This is a genomic window from Longicatena sp. 210702-DFI.1.196 (assembly GCF_020563125.1).
In the GTDB taxonomy this organism is placed as follows: Bacteria; Bacillota_I; Bacilli_A; order Erysipelotrichales; family Erysipelotrichaceae; genus Longicatena; species Longicatena caecimuris.
Genome location: NZ_JAJCPX010000025.1, coordinates 17,055 through 38,551, shown reverse-complemented (window position 1 = coordinate 38,551; position 21,497 = coordinate 17,055). Strand labels below are relative to the sequence as shown.

General features: G+C 38.3%; 22 protein-coding genes and 1 other annotated feature. Of the genes, 3 read left to right on the top strand and 19 right to left on the bottom strand.

Annotated elements, in window-relative coordinates:
- Positions 1–53 precede the first annotated feature (53 nt).
- The 15 genes from LI241_RS10885 to LI241_RS10815 form a co-directional block, all read right to left on the bottom strand.
- On the bottom strand, positions 54–650 hold the full coding sequence (locus LI241_RS10885; RefSeq protein WP_117547661.1) for a class I SAM-dependent methyltransferase: 597 nt from the start codon (positions 648–650) through the stop codon (positions 54–56).
- 70 nt (positions 651–720) lie between these two features.
- Positions 721–1,095: a 50S ribosomal protein L7/L12 gene (gene rplL, locus LI241_RS10880; protein ID WP_008691281.1), complete on the bottom strand. Its 375-nt coding sequence runs from the start codon at positions 1,093–1,095 to the stop codon at positions 721–723.
- Between the two features lie 38 nt (positions 1,096–1,133).
- The gene (gene rplJ, locus LI241_RS10875) at positions 1,134–1,667 is read right to left on the bottom strand and encodes a 50S ribosomal protein L10 (protein ID WP_008977706.1); all 534 of its coding nucleotides are present in this window, start codon (positions 1,665–1,667) and stop codon (positions 1,134–1,136) included.
- Positions 1,668–1,710: 43 nt separating this feature from the next.
- Positions 1,711–1,837: a sequence feature (ribosomal protein L10 leader region), on the bottom strand.
- A gap of 32 nt (positions 1,838–1,869) precedes the next feature.
- A complete protein-coding gene (rplA, locus tag LI241_RS10870; protein ID WP_008691279.1) occupies positions 1,870–2,556 on the bottom strand; it encodes a 50S ribosomal protein L1 in 687 nt (228 codons plus the stop codon).
- Between the two features lie 22 nt (positions 2,557–2,578).
- A complete protein-coding gene (gene rplK, locus LI241_RS10865) occupies positions 2,579–2,998 on the bottom strand; it encodes a 50S ribosomal protein L11 (protein WP_008691278.1) in 420 nt (139 codons plus the stop codon).
- A gap of 273 nt (positions 2,999–3,271) precedes the next feature.
- Positions 3,272–5,131 carry a 1,4-alpha-glucan branching protein GlgB gene (glgB, locus tag LI241_RS10860; protein WP_117547662.1) on the bottom strand — a complete coding sequence of 620 codons (1,860 nt, stop codon included), beginning with the start codon at positions 5,129–5,131 and terminating at the stop codon, positions 3,272–3,274.
- Positions 5,132–5,695: 564 nt separating this feature from the next.
- Complete coding sequence (locus tag LI241_RS10855) at positions 5,696–7,390, bottom strand: phospho-sugar mutase (protein WP_008691275.1); 1,695 nt, start codon at positions 7,388–7,390, stop codon at positions 5,696–5,698.
- A gap of 187 nt (positions 7,391–7,577) precedes the next feature.
- On the bottom strand, positions 7,578–7,844 hold the full coding sequence (locus LI241_RS10850; protein WP_008691274.1) for a phosphocarrier protein HPr: 267 nt from the start codon (positions 7,842–7,844) through the stop codon (positions 7,578–7,580).
- Positions 7,845–7,943: 99 nt separating this feature from the next.
- The gene (locus tag LI241_RS10845) at positions 7,944–8,387 is read right to left on the bottom strand and encodes a DUF523 domain-containing protein (RefSeq protein WP_008691273.1); all 444 of its coding nucleotides are present in this window, start codon (positions 8,385–8,387) and stop codon (positions 7,944–7,946) included.
- A gap of 269 nt (positions 8,388–8,656) precedes the next feature.
- Positions 8,657–9,073: a gamma-glutamylcyclotransferase gene (locus LI241_RS10840; RefSeq protein WP_008691272.1), complete on the bottom strand. Its 417-nt coding sequence runs from the start codon at positions 9,071–9,073 to the stop codon at positions 8,657–8,659.
- The gene (pcp, locus tag LI241_RS10835; RefSeq protein ID WP_008691271.1) at positions 9,073–9,714 is read right to left on the bottom strand and encodes a pyroglutamyl-peptidase I; all 642 of its coding nucleotides are present in this window, start codon (positions 9,712–9,714) and stop codon (positions 9,073–9,075) included. Before pcp ends, LI241_RS10840 begins: the two co-directional genes overlap by 1 nt.
- A gap of 84 nt (positions 9,715–9,798) precedes the next feature.
- Positions 9,799–10,728: a DUF979 domain-containing protein gene (locus LI241_RS10830; RefSeq protein ID WP_008691270.1), complete on the bottom strand. Its 930-nt coding sequence runs from the start codon at positions 10,726–10,728 to the stop codon at positions 9,799–9,801.
- Between the two features lies 1 nt (position 10,729).
- Positions 10,730–11,404, bottom strand: coding sequence for a DUF969 domain-containing protein (locus LI241_RS10825; protein ID WP_008691269.1), 675 nt, complete (start codon positions 11,402–11,404; stop codon positions 10,730–10,732).
- 85 nt (positions 11,405–11,489) lie between these two features.
- Positions 11,490–12,245 (bottom strand): peroxide stress protein YaaA, encoded by a 756-nt coding sequence (gene yaaA, locus LI241_RS10820; protein WP_008691268.1) that lies wholly within the window; start codon positions 12,243–12,245, stop codon positions 11,490–11,492.
- A 221-nt stretch (positions 12,246–12,466) separates the two neighbouring features.
- A complete protein-coding gene (locus tag LI241_RS10815; RefSeq protein WP_008691267.1) occupies positions 12,467–12,991 on the bottom strand; it encodes an Ig-like domain-containing protein in 525 nt (174 codons plus the stop codon).
- Positions 12,992–13,006: 15 nt separating this feature from the next.
- Here LI241_RS10815 and LI241_RS10810 point away from each other — a divergent pair, with 15 nt between their 5' ends.
- A complete protein-coding gene (locus tag LI241_RS10810; RefSeq protein ID WP_008691264.1) occupies positions 13,007–13,408 on the top strand; it encodes a hypothetical protein in 402 nt (133 codons plus the stop codon).
- 33 nt (positions 13,409–13,441) lie between these two features.
- Here the strand turns inward: LI241_RS10810 and LI241_RS10805 are convergent, their stop codons facing one another.
- The 4 genes from LI241_RS10805 to LI241_RS10790 form a co-directional block, all read right to left on the bottom strand.
- A complete protein-coding gene (locus LI241_RS10805; protein WP_008691261.1) occupies positions 13,442–14,614 on the bottom strand; it encodes an AI-2E family transporter in 1,173 nt (390 codons plus the stop codon).
- Positions 14,615–14,643: 29 nt separating this feature from the next.
- Positions 14,644–16,626: an excinuclease ABC subunit UvrB gene (gene uvrB, locus LI241_RS10800; RefSeq protein WP_008691259.1), complete on the bottom strand. Its 1,983-nt coding sequence runs from the start codon at positions 16,624–16,626 to the stop codon at positions 14,644–14,646.
- The gene (locus LI241_RS10795; protein ID WP_017144540.1) at positions 16,616–18,097 is read right to left on the bottom strand and encodes a S41 family peptidase; all 1,482 of its coding nucleotides are present in this window, start codon (positions 18,095–18,097) and stop codon (positions 16,616–16,618) included. Before LI241_RS10795 ends, uvrB begins: the two co-directional genes overlap by 11 nt.
- A gap of 247 nt (positions 18,098–18,344) precedes the next feature.
- Complete coding sequence (locus tag LI241_RS10790; RefSeq protein ID WP_008691257.1) at positions 18,345–18,962, bottom strand: AAA family ATPase; 618 nt, start codon at positions 18,960–18,962, stop codon at positions 18,345–18,347.
- Between the two features lie 325 nt (positions 18,963–19,287).
- On the opposite strand from LI241_RS10790, the gene LI241_RS10785 reads away from it, so the two are divergent.
- Both LI241_RS10785 and aepY read left to right on the top strand, forming a co-directional pair.
- The gene (locus LI241_RS10785; protein ID WP_008691256.1) at positions 19,288–20,376 is read left to right on the top strand and encodes a 2-aminoethylphosphonate--pyruvate transaminase; all 1,089 of its coding nucleotides are present in this window, start codon (positions 19,288–19,290) and stop codon (positions 20,374–20,376) included.
- Positions 20,373–21,497 carry a phosphonopyruvate decarboxylase gene (aepY, locus tag LI241_RS10780; RefSeq protein WP_008691255.1) on the top strand — a complete coding sequence of 375 codons (1,125 nt, stop codon included), beginning with the start codon at positions 20,373–20,375 and terminating at the stop codon, positions 21,495–21,497. Before LI241_RS10785 ends, aepY begins: the two co-directional genes overlap by 4 nt.

The window sequence follows — 21,497 nt, the reverse complement described above, 5'->3', positions numbered from 1 at the left end:
ACTTAATTTCTCCCTACGTTATAGCGGTACTATAGTTACAGCTGTACGTATATTTATTTCTTTGCCTTTAAGATCCAATAGCCTTTTTCTTTTTCAATGATGTCACAATTACCGAACACTTCTTTGATTTTATTCACTGCACTATTTGCGCCCTGTTGCTTACGAATAACAACCCATAAGCAGCCGCCTTCACATAAATGATCATAAGCTTTTTCAAAGATTTCATAAATGACCTTCTTACCGGCCCGGATGGGTGGATTGGTTAGGATGTCAGTATAAGTATTCCCAGTTACCTGTGCATATACATCGGACTCATGAATCTGCACATCCACATGATTGGCCTTGGCATTTTCTTTAGCTAGGGCGATTGCACGTGGATTGACATCGACCATTTCCACATGCTTATCGGGATATGTATGCTTGATGATGATACCGATTGGTCCATATCCGCAGCCAACATCAAGTATCGTATCCTGTAGTTCATCTCTTTTCAGCAGGGTGTTTAAGAAGACCTGTGTTCCAAAATCAACACCGTCTTTTGAGAAGACACCATTATCAGTTAAGAAAGTATAGTTAAAACACCAAAACCGGAAAGATATTTCCTTCCGGTTTTCTGCTAAATGACGATTATCTGTAAAATAATGATCCATCGTTATCCCGCCTTTTTTAGGTGACAAAAAGCCCGAAGGCTTTTTGTAGTTCATCAAGATGTGTAAGTTATTACTTAACTTCTACGCTAGCTCCAGCGTCCATCAATTTCTTCTTGATTTCTTCTGCTTCTTCTGGGCTAACATTTTCTTTGATTACGCTTGGTGCTTTGTCAACCAGACCCTTAGCGTCTACCAGACCTAAGCCTGTGATTTCACGTACAGCCTTGATAACAGCAACTTTTGTTCCACCGATGTCTGTTAATGTAACAGTTACTTCGCTTGGTCCTTCAGCAGCAGCACCTGCATCAGCAGCAGCTGCAACAGCAACTGGAGCAGCAGCCGTTACGCCAAATTTTTCTTCGATTGCTTTTACTAATTCATTCAGTTCTAAGATTGTAGCTTCTTCTAAGTAAGCTAAGATGTCTTCCTGGTTTAATTTTGCCATGTTCTTTTCCTCCTAGTTAATAGTTTGTCTGCATGCAATTAAGCAGCAGCTTCTTCTGTAGCTTCGGCAGCTGGTGCTGCACCTTCTTCTTTGCTTTCTGCAACAGCTTTAACAGCACATGCGAATCCGCGTACTGGTGACTGTAAGCAGCTTAACAGCATTGATAACATACCTTCGCGGTTTGGCAGACTTGACAACTCTTTGATTGTGTCAACACTGACTACCTTACCTTCTACGATACCGCTCTTCAGTACAAGCTTGTCGTGTGTTTTCGCAAATTTTGCTAATACACGAGCAGGGGCAACTGCGTCTGGTCCAAATGCGATTGCGTTTGGTCCAACCAAGTCTTTTACTAATTCACTGGCACCGGCTTCTTCGGCAGCACGCTGAGCAAGAGAGTTTTTGTAAACCTTGAACTCTACGCCTTCTGCGCGAAGATCTCTACGCAGCTGTGTTACTTCCGCAACACTCAGACCACGATATTCAACAACTACGGTTGAATCGGCTTCTTTCATTTTCTGAGCAATTTCAGAAACGACTGCCTTTTTGCTATCGATGATTGCCTGGTTCATGAACTTCACACCTCCTGATTTATATGTAACAATATACCTTTCAAGAGTGATATAAAACACCCGCAAACTGGACAGTCTACGGGTGAAAGTTTTATCTACTTGCTTTCTACCTCGGTAACATGATTAAGCTGTTACGCCGTTACTGTCTATGGTATATTGATAACATCGAATATTTTAAACGTTGTTTTGCAGTTTGTCAACCTTATTTAACGATTTCTACATGGATGCCAGGACCCATTGTTGTTGTTAATACAAGGTTTTTGATATAAGCACCCTTAACTGCAGCAGGGCGTGCTTTTACGATTGTGTTGTAGATTGCGTTGAAGTTGTCCACTAACTTCTCATCGTCAAAGCTTACTTTACCGATCATCAGGTTAATGTTACCTTCTTTATCAACACGGTATTCTACTTTACCTTTTTTGATGTCTTCAACAGCTTTTGCAACATCCATGGTAACTGTACCAGTCTTAGGATTTGGCATTAAGCCCTTAGGTCCTAACAGACGACCTAATTTACCTAATTCACCCATCATGTTTGGAGTGGCAACGATCACATCGAAGTCAAACCATCCCTTCTGGATTTCTTCTAACAATTCTTTTCCACCAACGAAATCTGCGCCAGCGTCTTTTGCTTCCTGTTCCTTAGGTCCCTGTGTAATAACACAAACTTTCTGTGTTTTACCAGTACCATGAGGCAGTACCATAGCACCACGAATCTGCTGATCTGCATGACGTGGGTCTACATTTAATTTGAAGCTAACTTCAACAGATGCGTCGAATTTAGCGATGTTTGTTTCTTTTGCTAATTTTACAGCTTCAGCTACCGAATAAGACTTTGAGCGGTCGATTTTCTTAGCAGCTTCAGCGTATTTCTTTCCAACTTTTGCCATATCTATTTACCTCTCGCCTTTCTTATCCTTCATAACCTTCAACTTTAACGCCCATGTTTCTAGCAGTACCAGCAACGATACGCATAGCAGCTTCAACATCATTTGCGTTTAAGTCAGGCATTTTGTATTCTGCGATTTCACGCAGCTGATCAACTGTAATTGTTCCAGCGGTTTCTTTCTGATCACCACTAGCCTTCTTGATGCCAGCAGCTTTCTTGATCATGATGCTTGCTGGAGTTGTTTTTAATACGAAATCAAAGCTCTTATCTTCGTATGCAGTAATAATAACTGGTACCATATCACCATTACGGTCCTTTGTAGCATCGTTAAATGCTGTACAGAACTGCGGCATGTTGATTCCGGCAGATGCCAGTGCTGGTCCCGGTCTAGCTCCTCCTGCAGGGAACTGAAGTTTACAAATCTTTGCAACTTTTTTACTCACAAGACACACCTCCTATATATTGTTGTCTTATGCAGTGGTTTGATTGAAGGAGCTGCTCCTTCTCCCACGCATTCTAAAACACCACAAAATGTGGCGCTCTTGTATTTTAATACGAATGGAAATGAAATGCAAGAAGAAGTGTTTATTTTTTTTAAACTTCTTTTCCAAAAGCGATAGTAGGTATTAAAAAACGATACTCTTTATGAAATGCATAACGTTTGTCCCATATAAAGCAAAGGTTCAATACCATCATGGCATTGAACCTTTCTTACTTTATTTCACTTGTTTTTTCGCAGTTGGTTTTTTTCTCTTATATTCTAATAAGACACCGCCAAAACTTGGCACATCTACTGTAATGGTATAAGGACGTTTATTGCATTCTTCTTTTATCGTTTTATATTTCTGCAATGTTGTAGTTTCTCCTCCATATATATCCATATCCGTATTCAGAATTTCCTGATAGGTTCCACTTTCAGAAACCCCGAAGGTATGAGCCTTATATACATTAGGTGAAAAATTCAGAAGAACGATATAATTCTTAGTTTCCCCTTTTCGCATATAACTAAAGAGATTTTCATCCGCATTATCCGCATCGATCCATTCAAAAGATTCCCAGTCATATTCTTTTTCATACAGCGTAGCCGATTTACAGTATACTTCACCTAGTTTCGCAAAGTATTTATGGAAAGCGTCATGCATCGGATATTTTAATAAATCCCAATCGCACTGTTTTTCTTCATCCCATTCACGGAAATGAGCCAATTCATTTCCCATGAAGTTTAGCTTTTTACCAGGATGTGTAAACATATACAAATATAACGTTCTTAATTGCGCAAATTTTTGTTCATAGGTTCCAAAGATTTTATCAACAATTGTCTTCTTGCCATGTACTACTTCATCATGAGAAAATTCCATCAAGAATCTTTCAGAATAGAAATAGGCCATTGAGAAAGTAATATTATTATGATGCCATTTACGGTAAATAGGATCTTTTTCTAAATATTTCAAGGTGTCATTCATCCAACCTAAATCCCATTTATAGTCAAAGCCCAAACCGCCTTCAACCGTCGGATGTGTAACCTTAGGGAAATCACTGGAATCCTCTGCTATCAGCATGATTCCAGGGAATGCTTCATGTAAATTAAAATTCATTCGTTTAATAAAGTGCAATGCTCCTTCGTTTGTTCCTAAGTCTTTATTGCCATGCCAGTGAATGACATTGCTGATTGCATCCATACGAAGACCATCGACATGATATTTATCAATCCAGAAAGCTGCCGCTGACATTAAGAATGAGCGCACTTCTTCTTTCCATAGATTAAAATTAGCGGTTCCCCATTGTGAGTCTGCATCACATGCTTTCTCATATTCATATAGAGGCGTTCCATCAAAATAAAACAAAGAGAAATCATCTCGTACAAAGTGTACTGGCACAAAGTCCATAATGACACCAATTTTTGCTTTATGACATGCGTTAATCAGATACATCAGATCCTCACATGTACCATAACGACTCGTTGCACTGAAATAACCGCTGCATTGATAACCCCAAGAACCATCGAATGGATATTCATTCAAAGGCATCAATTCAATATGAGTAAAATGATTTTCTTTTACATAAGCGATCAATTCTTTTGCTATGCTGCGATAATTTACCCACTCCACATCTTCTTCCTTTTTCCATGAGCCTATATGCAACTCATAGATATTCATTGGTTTTGCAAAGTTCTTATCTCTTTCTGCGAGCCATTTGCCATCGCTCCATTTTTTATATTCCAGATTTGTCACAATGGATGCTGTGTTCGGACGCAACTCTGAATAAAATGCATATGGATCCATTTTATCGACAACTCTGCCGGTTGCCTGTGTGATACGGTATTTATACATATCTCCTTCTTTAGCACCAGCAATAAATAATGTCCATACTCCTTTATCATCACTGCGACGCATCTTGTGTCCTTTACAGCTCCAATCATCAAAGCTTCCAATGACCTGTATTTCCTGTGCATGCGGCGCAAATGTCGTAAAACGAACACCCTTTTTCCCACGTTCTTCACAGATATGCGCACCAAAAAACTCATATGCATTGATGGCATTTCCTTTATAATAATTATCTAAAATTTTATTTTTCATGAGAACTCCTCCAGTTTCTATATCATATCTTTATTTTACTCTATTTTGCCTGTAAAACCTACAAGAATTTTGTTATTTTAAAGAATTTGTAATGGGTTTCAAGGTTTTTTGCTGTTTTTTTATACAAATCATGAAAATTGTCGTTTAGCCTTTGATAATCAAAGTTTTATGCATCTATGTTGACTTCTAATCCCATATAAGTTATTGTATATATAGAGTTATCCTAAGCTAACAAAAGGAGGCGTTTTTATGATCATCTTAATCCCTTTACTTGTATTATCTTTTGCCTATAGTACCTTTTTCATTAAGAAAAAACTATTGCAGATTGTTAAACTGTGTGCATAAGTCATCTTTCAATAAACTTTGTCTTTCAATTGATCATTTTGGTTACCTTGACAATTAGGCACTGACATCTCGCATAAACTTTGCCTTTTCATGGCAGATAGTAAAATCTTCATACTCCTTTGCTAATTAAAACAGGAAGTCTTTACTATTTTTCAATAGTCTTAAGACTTCCTTATTTTTTCCCGAATCGGGCATTAAAATGTACTTTGCTATGTTCTATTAACCAATCAGTTTCTTCATAGCATCTTGATAAGCTAATGTTTTTTCATGTGCGTCCTGTAAGGAAGTGCCTTTGATACAATAATAGAACTTACATTTTGGTTCTGTACCGCTTGGACGTATTGCTATCCAGCTGCCATCTTCTAAATAGTATTTCAAGACGTCTGATTTCGTAAAGCCACATAATTCACTCTCTACACCATTTTCTAAGATACGACATTCCTTGTAATCCTCAAAACGCGTTACCTTTGTTGCATTGATTTCTTTTACTTCACTCTTACGCAAAGTAGCTAAAATTTCCTGAATGCGTTCAGCTCCAGCCTGTCCTTCTAATTTCAAAGAAGTTTGGCTTTCTTCATAATAGCCCAATTCAGCATACAAATCATATAATACATCCACTAATGTCTTACCTTTTGCTTTATAGTAGCAAGCAGCTTCAGCTAGCATCAAACAAGCCTGTGGAGCATCTTTATCGCGTACGAATGGTTTAATCAAAGAGCCATAACTTTCTTCATAACCAAATACATACTGCTTTTCATTTGTCTTTTCATATTTCGCAACCTTTTCACCAATAAATTTGAAGCCGGTTAATGTCTTTTCTGTTGCAACACCATACTTTGTCGCAATCTTTTCTCCAAGATCACTGGTTACAACGGTATTAAACATGACAGGATTGTTTGGCATTTCCCCTTTTGCTGTCAATTGTGAGAAGATGTACTCAATTAAAACGGCACCACTTTGATTCCCTGTTAATAGTTTATAGTCTCCATTATGTTTAACACCGACACCCATACGGTCTGCATCAGGATCACATACCAAAATAATATCGGCATCTTCACGTTTTGCATATTCTAATGCCATTTCATAAGAACCTGCTTCTTCAGGATTTGGTGTTGGTGTATTCGAGAAATCAGGATCTGGCGTACATTGTTCTTCCACAGCCACAAAATGATATCCCGCACGTGTATATACCTCTTTCACTGGAATATTGGCTGTTCCATGCTCTGGGGTAAAGATAATTTTCACATCATCTTTTGGAATATCCGGATTCAACTGGATACTTAATACATTAGCATAATATTCTTCATCAACATCTTTTCCGATGACCGTAATCAGTTTCTCCTGTTCAGCAGTTGGATTTGCCTCAATTGCCAATTCATCCGCAACCGCATTCACACGATCAATAACTTGTGCAGCAAGTGCCGGTACTAGCTGACAGCCTTTTTCATCATACAATTTATAACCATTATATTCTTTCGGATTATGACTAGCCGTTACCATGATACCGCCGAAACATTGAAAATGTCTGACTGCAAAGCTTAATTCAGGAGTCGGGCGCAAGGATTCAAACACATAAGAACGGATGTTATACGTAGCCAACAATCTTGCAGAATCCATAGCAAATTCTTTTGACATATGACGGTTGTCATAACCAATCGCAATGCCGCGTTTCATAGCTTCTTCGCCATGTGCGCAGATATATTCAGCAAATCCCACATTTGCTTTACGAATCGTATGAATGTTAATACGATTTGTTCCAGGACCCAACAAGCCTCTCATTCCTGCTGTTCCAAACTCTATCGTTGTATAAAAAGCATCATTCATCGTCTCTTCATCCATGTTTTCAAGCACTTCTTTATAAGAAGGATCTAGGTTAGGATGATGTAACCATCTTTCATAAATATCTTTGTACATTTTCTCATTCTTCCTTTCTGTATTGCTGTTTCTATTATAGCATACTTCATTTACATTTTATATCAAACTTTATCGAAATGTAAGCGATTACCACAGATTTCTGTGATGCATTATGTTTCTTTTTTATTACCTTATAAAAGAGTTGAAAAAAAAGATGACCTTTGTCATCTTTTTCATCATAATTTCATTAACCGATGATTTTCTGTGCGCGCAATACTTCTTCGATAGCAGCGATTGCAGAATCTTCATCATCACCATTACAAGTGATTGTGATTTCAGACTGTGTTGGGATTCCCAGTGACATAACACCCATGATGGATTTCATGTTTACTTCACGGCCTTTGAAAGACACGTTAACTTCACATTTGAATTTGCTTGCAGCGTTTACAGCAACAGTAGCTGGACGTGCATGCAAACCAACTGGGTCGATTACAGATACAGTAATTTGTTTCATTTTATATTCCTCCTAAATTAACTTATTTACATACTCTATTTTAAACCATTTTGATACCACTTACAATCTTTTTTTTAACGAAAACAAAGGAAATCGCCATTATTTTAAAAAGCCGATTCGTTTTTCAAGAAATTCGTCACAATTCCACACTTCAATTCCCTGCTTTTTACAGAGCTGTACAAAAACACCATCACCATCTTTTAATTTCCCTTGAAAAGTACCGTCATAAATACGCCCTTTTCCACAGCTTGGGCTTCTTGGCTGTAAGATTACCAAATCTACTTTTTCATCAAGCAACCGCTGTACTTCCTTTTCAGCGCCTCTTATAAAAGCGTCTGTCACATCTTCCTTATCTGTATTCAAGATACGTCCGTTAACGATCTCACAACATGCCCGCGGAACCGGTAAACCACCGGCTATTTCAGGGCATACTGTAAGATGAGGACGATCCTTTAAAAATGCTATAATTTTGGCATTTTCATTGTTACCGCCATTGTATTTACAATTCACGCCCATAAGACATGCACTCACCGCATAGTTCATTCATTTTGCCCCTTTCCCTTTCGATTTGATCACTCATGTAGCATCATTATACCATACTTTCAAAGAACGCAACAATTTCAACAAATCCTCTGAGTAAGTGCTTTGATCGGTTATCCTTTTATAAAAATCATATAGCTTATTATTTTATTTAATAAGCTATCTTTCTCATCAGCCGATATAGAGATTTCCTATATCTTTCACATAGACCAATATCAAATACGTCCCTAGATCCTTCATGTGTCAATCTGCTTGCTATTTGCTTCTATCTTTTATATTGCCTCTTTCTTTTCTTCCTTAACATATTTCACAAAATCTCCATGCGGAATTACCGCTTTTAAACGCTCCGCATTCTTTTCATAATCCAAGGAAAAGCAATAGACTTCCAATTCTAAAAGTGCGCCTTGTGTTGTACGTATTATCTTTCGTGCTTTGTAGTACTCCCCTAACGTATCTTTATGACAGCCCTCCAGCTCATCAATCGCTGATGCAACCTGTTCATCAATCTCATAAATTTCACCAAAGACATCCTGATCACCATCTAGCAATGCCGGATACGCCGCATCTTTTAATGCGTAGAGGCAGCCTTTTACATATCCATATCCAACAAAGTGGCTTTTCCCTTTCAGATAGCGTTCATAGTTATACATTCCCTTACGTAAAGAACCATATACAAATATCTGTTTCATTAACAAATCGTGCCTTCACTTTCTTTAACATCAATTGCTTGCTCAACCATTGCCGTTATCGCCGCTTGAATACCTTTTACAATGACATCCAATGCCATACTTGGCTGATTTGGTTTATCAACAACCTGACTTGGGAGATATGGAATATGAATAAACCCACTTTTTTGTCCTTTTCCACGTTTTTCTAATAAATAGCGAACGCCATAGGTAACATGATTGCACACAAAGGTCCCTGCTGAATTAGATATAGAGGCTGGTATACCTGCAGAGCGTATGCTTTTGACCATCGCCTTAATCGGCAGATTAACAAAATAAGCATCCGGACCATCCGCAAAGATTTTTTCATCGATAGGCTGCTGATGACCATTATCTGCAATGCGATAATCATCAATATTGATACCAATGCGCTCTACCGTGATATCACTTCTGCCTCCTGCCTGACCAATGGATAGCACCATGTCCGGTTCATGGTCTTCAATCGCCTGTTTGATGACGGCAAGAGATGTGTGGGCAATTGTTGGTATTTCTAATTTTATGATCTGTGCATTCGCAATTTCATCATCTAAACGTTTCACTGCCTCGATTGCCGGATTGATACTTTCCTTTCCAAACGGATCAAAACCTGTTACTAATATTTTCATAATCTTATGATACAGCTTTTATGTGCTGTATGTGCTCCTTTCCATACGCTTTATTCTGTGCCAATCAAAGCTTTTTAAACTTTTTTAAAAAGCTAAGGTCAGCATCAAGATGATATGAATGAGAATCAACAACAAAGCCATTGGTGCCTGTGCTTTGATGATGGTCCATTTATCCTTTGTTTCTAATACGGCGGTCGGTACAATGTTAAAATTTGCCGCCATCGGTGTTAATAATGTTCCACAATATCCACACGTCATACCTAAAGCTCCAACAACACTGGCATCACCGCCTTGAGCAATCACAAATGGAATACCTATCCCTACCGTTATAACTGAAAAAGCCGCAAAAGCATTTCCCATGATCATCGTAAAAATGACCATCGCAAGGCAATAGACAACCACACCAAAGAAGATACTGCCTTCTGGTAAGATACCAGCCATCATTGTTGATATGACATCGCCAACACCGGCTTTGGTAAATACCTGCCCCAATGCTCCTAACAACTGTGGCAACAAGGAGGCACTTCCCACCTGCATCAGCAATCTAGCCGTATCATGGCGTGTATCCTGAAAGTTTGGACGACAAATAAACATAGCGGTAAATAAAGCAAGGATGCATCCTGTTCCAACCATTACCGCACCGGGTAACGCTAATTCACCAAGTTTCACTCTTGACAATATCAACGCCACAACCGCTACCAACACCGCCGGTATAAATATCTTATTACCAATTTTTTCACTGTATTGTTGACGTGCTTTTTGATCTACTGGCGCAAATGTACCAACTTGTACTTGATGGGTCATGGTCAAACCGCCCATCACTAATAACAAGATGCCGCACACTTCATAGGGTAACACCTTACCAAACATAAAGATCACCCCAAGGATGCTCCAAAACAATGTCGTCCCCACTTTGGCATGTTCATTTTCCAAAGCCCGATAGGCTGCATTAAAACTGATAAATCCACAAAGGATAAAGATAAATTCCGCTGCATAATCTAAGAATGCCGCCATTTTATTCTTCCCTCCTTCGCAATTTCTTATCCTTTAGCCAAACCTGCACAAAGCTTAAGCACAGGACAATTATGGCCACCGGTATGGAAGCTGCTGCTACAGAACTGATCGTAACTTCTCCATAGCCGGCTTCTGCTAACGCTCCCTGTATCAATAAGACACCACTTGCGGCAGGAAACAGATTTTGCGCAAAAAAGTTCCCATAGTTTTCAATGGAGGCTGTCATTCCTTTTAATGTATCTCTTTGCTTTTCATTTAAGGGTTCCCCCTTAGCCTTCTCTGCTGCCGCCTCTGACATCGGCAAAATCAAAGGACGTACAAATTCTACATGTCCGCCGATTCGTATATTTGCGGCACTGGCAATACTGCGTATGATCATATACAAAGCCAATACCTTGGCGGCAGATGCATTTTTAATCTTCCCTATCAAATAAGCAGAGCGTTCCTTAAGTCCATATCGCTCGATAATCGCAATAACAGGAAAAATCACCAAAAAAATCGACATCAAGCGATTATTCACAAAGGATTCTCCCATAATGCGTAATATTTCCATAAAGCTTAATCCGGATACCAAGCCAGTTACAAAACCGGCAATCAACACGGTCGCTAAAACATCAAATTTCATGACAAAGCCAGCGACGATGATAACGATACCGATAAGTTTTATATAATCCATTCTTTTGACTCCTTTCTAGAACGGTTTAAATTTTATCAAGGAATCAATCTCTATGCAAACAGGATTACCTTAAAATCTTATCATTTTATCCTTTTTTATAAAATACGATCTGCTGATTTCCAGTTCGTTCCTTATCTAGCTGATAACCATCTTCTTGAAACTGATAAACTTCTGCCAAAGTTTCTACTTGTCGCTGTGCCAAAAAGTGAACCATGCGTCCTCTTGCCATCTTGGCCTGTGTTGCCTCAACTTTACGTTTTCCCTTTTTTTCTACTTGGAAAATAACATCAATCCATTGTTCTTTTGGAATATAGGGACGTATTGCTTTCTCATATTCTTTACTTGAAAGATTCAAAAGATACTTCTCTTTATGCGTATGAACTTCCTTTAGCAATACTTTAGCCAAAGTATCTTGCCAATATGCATATAGATCGTTATAATCTTGTACCTTTAATTTACATTGCATTTCTAAGCGATAAGGTTGAATACTGTCAAAGGGTCTGACAATGCCATAAAAAGCGCTGAGGATACGCAGATGTTCCTGAAGATAGGAAAGCTCGCTCATCGCTAAATCTTCCATTTGCATATATTTAAATTGTAAGCCATCATAAGCTTCTATTGCACAATAGCCATTCTCATGAAAAGACAATTGATCAAAGCGTTGTTTTGTCTGTATAGCCAATGCTTCTTTCACATGCATGAAATGCATAATATCTTCTACTGTTAACATCTTTATATTCGCTAAAAGCAACTCTGCTTTTTCCCACAGCTGTGGCATGGCAGATGGTTTGTAATGGGTCGTTGTTTTCATTGTTTTTGTCGGTGAAATGATATAAAGCATAAAATCCCTCACTTTCTGTATGTATTATAACAGATATCCTCCATTTTGACAGAATGCTGATGGCATAAAAAAAGGGGGTATCCAAAATCTTTAGGGGTCTGAAATTTCTTGTTTGTTTTTTCATTCCCCTAAAGTTGCCCCGTAATTTTCTGGTGAAACTTCCTAAAAGTTTGGTTGCATTAAAAAAGAACAGCAGATTTTCTCATGCTGTTCAATTAGCATTATTTTACAACAATCTTACAGGAAACTTTTTTGCCATTTACACTACGTGCATAAATATAGGCAGTTCCTTTTTTCTTAGCTGTAACCTTTCCTTTTGCACTGACGGTCACAACATTCTTATTAGATGTTGACCAGGTAACTGTTTGAATGGTTCCTTTCGGTGCCAGTGTCGCTTTTAAGGTGAAAGAAGATCCTTTTTTCAATGTTTTGTTCTTATAATTTAAAGTCACCTTTGAAGGAGCATTTACAACCTTTACAATACATTGTGCTTTTTTCCCATTCAATGATTTCGCTGTAATGGTTACACTTCCTGTGGCTTTTGCGCTGACTTTACCATATTTATCCACCGTTTCAATTTTTTTATTACTACTCGACCAAGTAACATTCTGAGATGCTTTTGAAGGTAAGACGCTGGCTTTTAAGGAAGATTTCTGTCCTTTATACATCGTCTTTTTCGTTGTACTTAATTGTACCTTGGCTGCAGCAGGACGTTTTAAAATTCCGTAAATTATTTTACGAAGCAAGGTGTGTTATTGTTTATGGAAAATGGACGTGATTTTCAAATACCTTCCTTTTTATATGAACCAACCACATTAGCAGAACGCCTTTATGTCCTGCGTAAGATCTTAAAACAAAATCAAGAAGATAATAGAGCTGACTTCCTATTAAAAGAAGAATACTTTTCTTTTGAAAGCATCCTTTCTATCAGCTGTTATTCTCCAACGAATATTATTTTCTATTACGGAGAAGATATGGATAAAAGTACCTTCTTCTTTAAGGAGAATAGTTTAAATCATTGTATTTATGACTTTTTAGCGAATTTATGGGACACAGAAATGGTTTATTCTGTGGAAGAAACGAATGCTTTTTATGAAGAAGTCATACAGCACTATGAAACGCTTCTTGAAAGCTCAAACACCGATCATAAAACAAGGCGATAAGAATGTATGACTTCCTACCGCCTTGTTTATTTTTTATGATGCTTGTTTTGGCAAAGGTTGCTTTGACTTTTCTCCTTCATCACTTTGTCTTTTCAAACTGCTTCGCCGATGCATTTCTTCACGCAATAAAGCATAGATGATGGAGAAAATCGGCAAGCCCAATAACATACCGGCAAAACCAAAGAAACCTCCGCCTACCGTGATTGCAAATAACACCCATAAGCCAGATAAGCCTACTGTATTCCCCACAACACGTGGATAGATGAGATTAGACTCAAATTGCTGTAGACAAATACCGAACAAAATAAAGAAGATTCCTTGCAGCGGATCAACAAAAGCAACAAGCAAGGCACTTAAACCTACACCGAAGATTGCTCCAAAGATAGGGATAATATTTGTACAGCCAATGATTACGCTAAGAATCGGCGCATATGGGAATTGTAAAATCAGACATCCGATATAACAAAGGATACCGATGATGATTGCTTCTACTAATTGCCCGGTAACAAAATTAGCAAAGGTTACATTGGTTAAATGTGCAACCTTTAGTAAATACTCGTTTACCCGCTTTGATGTAAAGGCATATAAGAATTCTTTTGCTTGGGTTATTAAGCGGTTTTTGGAAATTGTCAGATAGACCGCAATCACCAAAGCCATAAAGATATTCGCAATGCTGCTCGCAAAGCCACTTGCCATATCAATAAGATGAGGTAACCCATTCTTTACGATATTAACCGCCATTTTTTGAATATCCATCGCATAGGTTTCAATTTGTTTTAAAACTTCCTCCGGTATCTGTTTATTCTCAATCGCCGTTTGAATATTCTTTTGCACTTCTTCTAAATACCCCGGCAATGCATTTGCCAGTGTGGTAACACTGTGAATTACTTGCGGCATGACAATCCAAAAGATAAAGGTGATCACACCTATAATAATGATCAATGATAACAAGGCTGCCACTGCACGTTTACCTTTACCCAAGGATGCAGGCAGTTTCTTCATAAAGTACTTCATTGGCAGATTAAAGACAAATGCCATCATAATACCATAAATAAATGGCTTTAATAAATTTATGATCATCTGTAAAGTACCCATGACCTGATCAATATGTAAAATGACCCAAACCAAGGCAATGGTATAGGTGATGATGAATATAATGTGTTTCATCGTCAAACGATTTAACTTCTTATCCTTATCTTTTAACATTGCCCCATCTCCTTCTTCTTTGCAAGTGATTATGAATTACGTAATTCAATCAAAATATCACGTAATTCCGCAGCTCGCTCGAAATCGAGCACTTTTGCCGCTTCTTTCATTTCCTTTTCCAAATTTACTAAGAGTTTTTCTTTATCCTTCTTTGTTACTTTGGCTTTTTTGCTCATATATTTCGCCGTCATTTCCTGTGTTTCTTTACTGCGAACAACCTCATGAATCGGCTTGATGATTGTTTTTGGTGTGATTCCATGTTCCTTATTATAAGCAATCTGGATTTCACGTCTTCTGGCTGTTTCATCCAAAGCTTTCTGCATACTGCCGGTAATCGTATCGGCATACATGATAACTTCACCATGCGCATTACGGGCAGCACGTCCAATGATCTGAATCAAAGAGCGTTCGCTACGCAAGAAGCCTTCCTTATCCGCATCTAATATCGCTATTAAGGAAACTTCCGGAATATCCAGACCTTCTCTTAGCAAGTTGATACCAATCAATACATCATATTTCCCACGACGCAAATCACGGATGATTTCCGTTCGCTCAATTGTTTTTACTTCATGATGCAGCCAGGCAACCTTAAAGTCCATCCCTTTCAAGTAGCTGGATAAATCTTCTGCCATTCGCACGGTTAATGTGGTTATCAAGGTACGCTCATTACGAGCGATCCGTGTTTTTATCTCATCCACCAGATCGTCAATTTGTCCTTGTGTTGGACGAACTTCAACCTTAGGATCTAACAATCCTGTAGGACGTATGATTTGTTCAATGACTTCACCATGCGTCTTCTCCATTTCATAATCTCCCGGTGTTGCGGAAACAAAGACTGCCTGATGGTACATTTTTTCAAATTCTTCAAAACGCAGCGGTCGATTATCCAATGCACTTGGCAAACGGAATCCATAATTCACCAAAGTTTCTTTTCTTGCCCGATCGCCATTATACATCCCACGAATCTGTGGCAAAGATACATGACTTTCATCTACGACCAATAAAAAATCATCCGGGAAGTAATCAAATAAGGTATAAGGACGTTCCCCTGGTTTTCGTCCATCGATATGACGAGAATAGTTTTCTATACCGGGGCATACGCCAAATTCACGCAATGCCTCCATATCATAACGAGTACGTTGTTCCAAGCGCTGTTTCTCTAGCAGCTTTCCTTCATTATCAAGTTCTTTTAAGCGTTCTTCTAATTCCGCACCGATCGTATCTGCGGCACGATTGATAATTTCTTGCTTTGTCGCATAGCCACTTGCCGGATACACAACATATACCGTATAAGCGTTTTGTACCTTACCAGTCAAAGGATCTACTTCACAAATACGTTCAATTTCATCATCAAACATCTCAATACGCAAGATATAAGAATCGGTATGTCCAAGTGCCACCTCAATCACATCACCACGTACACGGAAGGTACCACGTATTAAATCCATATCATTGCGCTGATACTGACGTGCTACTAATTTCCCCATTAATTCCTTACGATCTATGATATCCCCTACGCGAATACTGAAAAACATATCCCGATATTGCTCTGGGTTACTGGCACCATAGATACAGGCTACAGACGCAATAATAATCGTATCTCTTCGTTCCAGTATCGAATTGACGGCTGCCATTCGGAGCATATCTAATTCCATATTGGTTGTGGCATTCTTATCAATATAGGTATCAGAACTTGGTATATAGGCTTCAGGCTGATAATAATCAAAGTTAGATACGAAATATTCCACACGATTATTAGGAAAGAATTCTTTAAATTCTGAATATAGCTGTCCAGCCAACGTCTTATTATGCGCAAACACTAGCGTAGGTTTATTGACCTGTGCAATGACATTCGATATCGTAAAGGTCTTACCCGTTCCGGTTGCCCCTAACAAAACCTGCTGTTTCTTTCCTTCCTTTATGCCTTCTACAAGCTCTTTGATTGCCTTAGGTTGATCTCCTTGAGGCTGATATTCTGATACTAAATCAAATAGCTTTTCCTCATTTTTCATTTGCTATTTCCATCGCTTTCTTTAATTGTAAATCATATTTATATGGATCACTCCGCCATTTTCTAAGGCAGTCTGATACCAGTGATCTACAGACTTCTTCGCGAATCTTTCCATCCGCTTTCAATTCATGATCTTTTTGATACTGTGTTAATGCTTTTGCAGAGGTATAAGAGAAATAGGCATCCGTACGATCAACTGCGTATCCTAAAAACTTTAAGTAGATCTGTACAGGAGATGCCGCTTCATTTACGGTATCAAAAGCAAATTCTTCTTTATCTAATTGCGGCATGCCCGTTACATATGCCGCTTCCTGTGCTACTTTGATATCCGGAGTAATTCCAACTTTATTAAGCTTATTACCTTTTGGTGTTATCCATTCACCGGTTGTGTATTTTAGCATACTGCCATCCTTAAATGGTAATGGAATCTGTACCGTACCCTTACCATATGTTTTTTCACCGATAACGATTGCTTGCGCCTGTTCTTTTAAAGCCGCTGTTAAAGCCTCTGATGCACTTGCCGTTCCACCATTGACCAGTATCAATAATTTATCAAAGGTATAATGCTCATAACCATTCAATGTCTTATATTCCGTGATATTTCCATCATGATCATCTTCCTTAAAAATAACCTGATCATCCTGCATTAAATAGCTGGCAATCTGTAGTGCCGCTTTTAAATAGCCTCCACTGTTATCACGTAAATCAATAATCAAATGCTTAACTTTTGCTTTATTGATATCCTCTAAATGGCGACCAAATTCATCACCACTTGTTTCCGCAAAAGTCGTTAGTTCAATTTTTGCTGTATCTCCCTTGATTTCACTGAACACAGTTCCATTTACTTTTTTACGGGTAATCGTTTTTTCTATATGTTTTCCACTGCGAATGATTTCCAGCTTCACTTTTGTGCCACTTTCCCCTTTAACTTTTTTAGCCACTTCTTCTGTTGAAGTGTTTTTTAATACTTTGCCATCTACTGCATAAATCTGGTCACCTGCATGAAGTCCTGCTTTTTCTGCCGGTGAATCCTTAATAATATCAGAGATGATAAACGTATTATCATCTAAGGCATACATTGTAACACCAATGCCGACAACACTGCCTTCCATAGAGCTTGTAAAGCTTTCACTTTGCTCATTATTCAGATACATCGTATGCTGATCACCGCCGGCATCGACCATACCCTTGATAGCTCCATTGATCAGTTGCTCATTGAAGTCTTCTTTATCTTTCCCAAAATAAAATTTATTTTTCATGATGGTATATACTTCACTCAATTTAGCAAAAGTTTTATCATTGGTGACATCTGAACGGCTTAAAAATCGGTTAAGACCATATCCAGAAAAGAAGAAAATAACACATAGAGCAATTATGCCAATGCGTCTTTTCCTTTGTTTCTTCTCTGCTTCTATCTCATCCGGCCATTTATGGCGCACTAATTTATAACGAACTACTTTTTTTTCAGACATCATCATCACCTCATCAGCATAACTGAAAATTATTACGTGTATTATCATACCATATTTCAGCGTTCATGATAAGTCATTCCCTTCGTAATCATCTGAATGATCAAAAAGGTAATGACAAACGTAGTAAATATGAATAAATATCCACCGATTTATGATTTATACCCAGAATTCTTATCACTATTTGAAGGATTTTTTTCATACAAAAAGAGCCCTCTGTTTTAGAAGGCTCAACATATGCACATCTTTTTTATAAACTCTTATTGACCGCAACTTCTTTAATGATTTCCACACAACCATCAATACCAAAGGTACTGGAGTTTAATGAAATATCATAATTTTCTGCACGACCCCATTTACGATCGGTATAATACTCATAATAATTCGCACGACGCTTATCAATTTTATGAATAGAATTTTCAATATCGCGTTCATCTACTTCATAAGAATGAATAGCGCGTTCTTTTTTCTCTTTCATATTACCATGAATAAATACATTTAATACCGTATCATAATCTTTTAAAACATAATCTGCACAGCGTCCGACAATAACACATGCGCCTTCCTTTGCCACCTGCTCAATAACCTGTGATTGTACCAGAAACAGACGATCATTCAAGGAAAGTTCAGTAATTGTTGATAACGGTCCTCCTAAGGAATAACCAAGAGCACCTAATAAACGGAAACCTTTGCTTGTACGAGAATCTTCTTCCTCAAACAATTCCTTATCTAATCCGCTTTCCTTTGCAGCAATTTCGATAAGTTCTTTGTCATAGAAAGGTACATTCAGCTGTTCAGCCAGCTTTTTGCCGATTTCTCTACCGCCGCTTCCAAATTCTCTACTGATTGTAATAATGGTCTTTTTCATAAAATCGACCTCCTCACCTTGTAATTTCATTATACTATCATCTGCTTACAACATCAATGTTTCCGTTTTCATTTTTGTAAATAGCATTGCATCAAGTTTTTTATCACTGCCTTTCTTAAGGTATTCCCGGATAGTATCTATCCTATACAAAAAGAAGCAAACGGCTAGTTACAAAGGTTGTTATTTGTTCATATTATAGCGATTAATTCAGATAGAAAAAACATTTATATTGATATTTTCCTTGTATTTGTTCAATTTATGTATTATCATAACGATATTGAACATATAATTATCTTATATGATTCATCAAAAGGAGATGCTAAAAATGAAGCCTACTGTCTTATTAACACCGGGTCCTTTAACAACCAGCGCTGCTGTAAAGCAAGCAATGTTACAAGATCTTGGCACTAGAGATGATGAATATCGTATGATAATCCAATCTTTGCGTGAACAACTATGCAAATTGGGACAAGTGCATCCAGCGCAATACGCTTTGATTTTCATGCAAGGTTCTGGAACCTTTGGAGTAGAAAGTGTCTTAACAAGCACGATTCGTCAAGATGAGCATGTTCTGATTTTAGCGAATGGAGCTTATGGAAACCGCATGGCACAAATATGTGAAACTGCTCATATCCCATTTACATTAAAAAATTATCCTATGGATAAAGCTTTACCACTCGATGAAGTAAAAGAGCAGATAGCCGATCCTCGCTATACCCATGTTGCCTATGTGCATTGTGAAACAACGGCAGGTGTGATGAATGATCTTTACCGTATTCAAGAATGTATCCGCAGCTATCACAAAATCAGCATTGTCGATGCCATGAGCAGTTTTGGTTCTGCACCGATTGCTATTGCAGATGCAGGGATTGATTATCTGATAACCAGTGCGAATAAATGTCTGCATGGTGTACCGGGAGTAGCTATCATCTTTGCCAGAAAAGCACATTTGGATACATGTCAGCATTGTGCTGTTAGCCTGTCCTTGGATTTGTACGAACAATATCGCTCTATGGAAGAAACCCAAGGCGCATTTCGCTTTACCTCACCAACGCATGTCATGTTAGCTTTGCAAGAAGCCTTAACAACACTGATAACAAACGGAGGCATTCCAGCACGTCATGAACGCTATATGCATGTCCAAAAAGAATTGCATGACAGTATGACGAAGTATGGTTTCCATACCTTAGTAGAGCCTGACGTGCAATCTTGTGTCATAACGACATATTTGTGTCCGAAAGGTTTTGATTTTACGCATTTCTACAACTTTTTTAAAGCCCATGGTTTCTTGTTATATGCTGGGAAATTACCTGGTATAGATGCATTTAGGATTGGTAATATAGGGGAAATCAGCGATGCAGATATTCTTCACTTTAAAAAAGTCTTACGCATGTATATGGAGGAAAACAGATGAAAGCAGAAACTTTGATAAATGCTTTAGAAGCAATTGCTATCCACGATTATATTGGTGTTCCAGATTCCACATTAAAAAGCTTTTGTGATTATTTATACTTGCACAAGAGCCCTGCACAGCATCATGTGCCTGTAAATGAAGGTGCAGCACTGGCTATGGCAGCCGGCATCTATTTGGCAAGCGGTCAGATATCTTGTGTTTATATGCAAAACAGTGGCTTAGGTAATGCTGTAAATCCTATCACCAGTCTGCTGCATGAAAAGGTATATGCGATTCCAATGTTATTCATCATCGGCTATCGCGGTCAGCCAGGATATACAGATGAACCACAACATAAATTTCAGGGAGCGATCACCTTACCTATGCTAGAGCTGTTAGAAATTCCCTATGCCGTGTTGAAAAAAGACGATGATGCCTTCTCCCTTTCACAGATACTAAAAAAAGCACAGACATGTTTTCAAGCGAAGAAGCAATTTGCCATCGTTGTGGAAAAAGGTGCTCTTGAAAGCGAAGAAACCTTACACTTTCAAAATGGCTTCCATATACGAAGAGAAGAAGCCATTCAACACGTTATTTCTTCACTGCAATCAGAAGATGTCATCATCAGTACGACCGGCAAGATTTCCCGAGAGGTTTATGAACAGAGCAATGCTATATTAGGTCATCATAAACAAGCGTTCTTAACCGTAGGCTCTATGGGACATGCCTCTATGATTGCACAAGGTATAGCCTTAAAGTGTCCGCATAAGCGTGTCTTTTGTTTTGATGGCGATGGAGCTGCGCTGATGCACATGGGCTCTATGAACTATATTGCCCAACAGCCTTGTAAGAACCTTATCCATATCGTTTTTAATAATCTTGCTCATGAATCCGTTGGTGGCATGCCGACACAATGTGCTAAGACGCCCCTTTATGAAATCGCAAAGGCCATGGGCTATAAACATGTTCTCTATATTACTGATTTACAAGAATTGGATAGCACTTTACAAAGAAACTATCAAGGACCGGTATTTATCGAAATCGGTGTTGCAGTAGGTTCTCGTGCTGACTTAGGAAGACCGAAAGAAACTGCTGTAGAAAATAAAGAACAATTTATGAGCGTTTTGAAAGGAGAATACTAA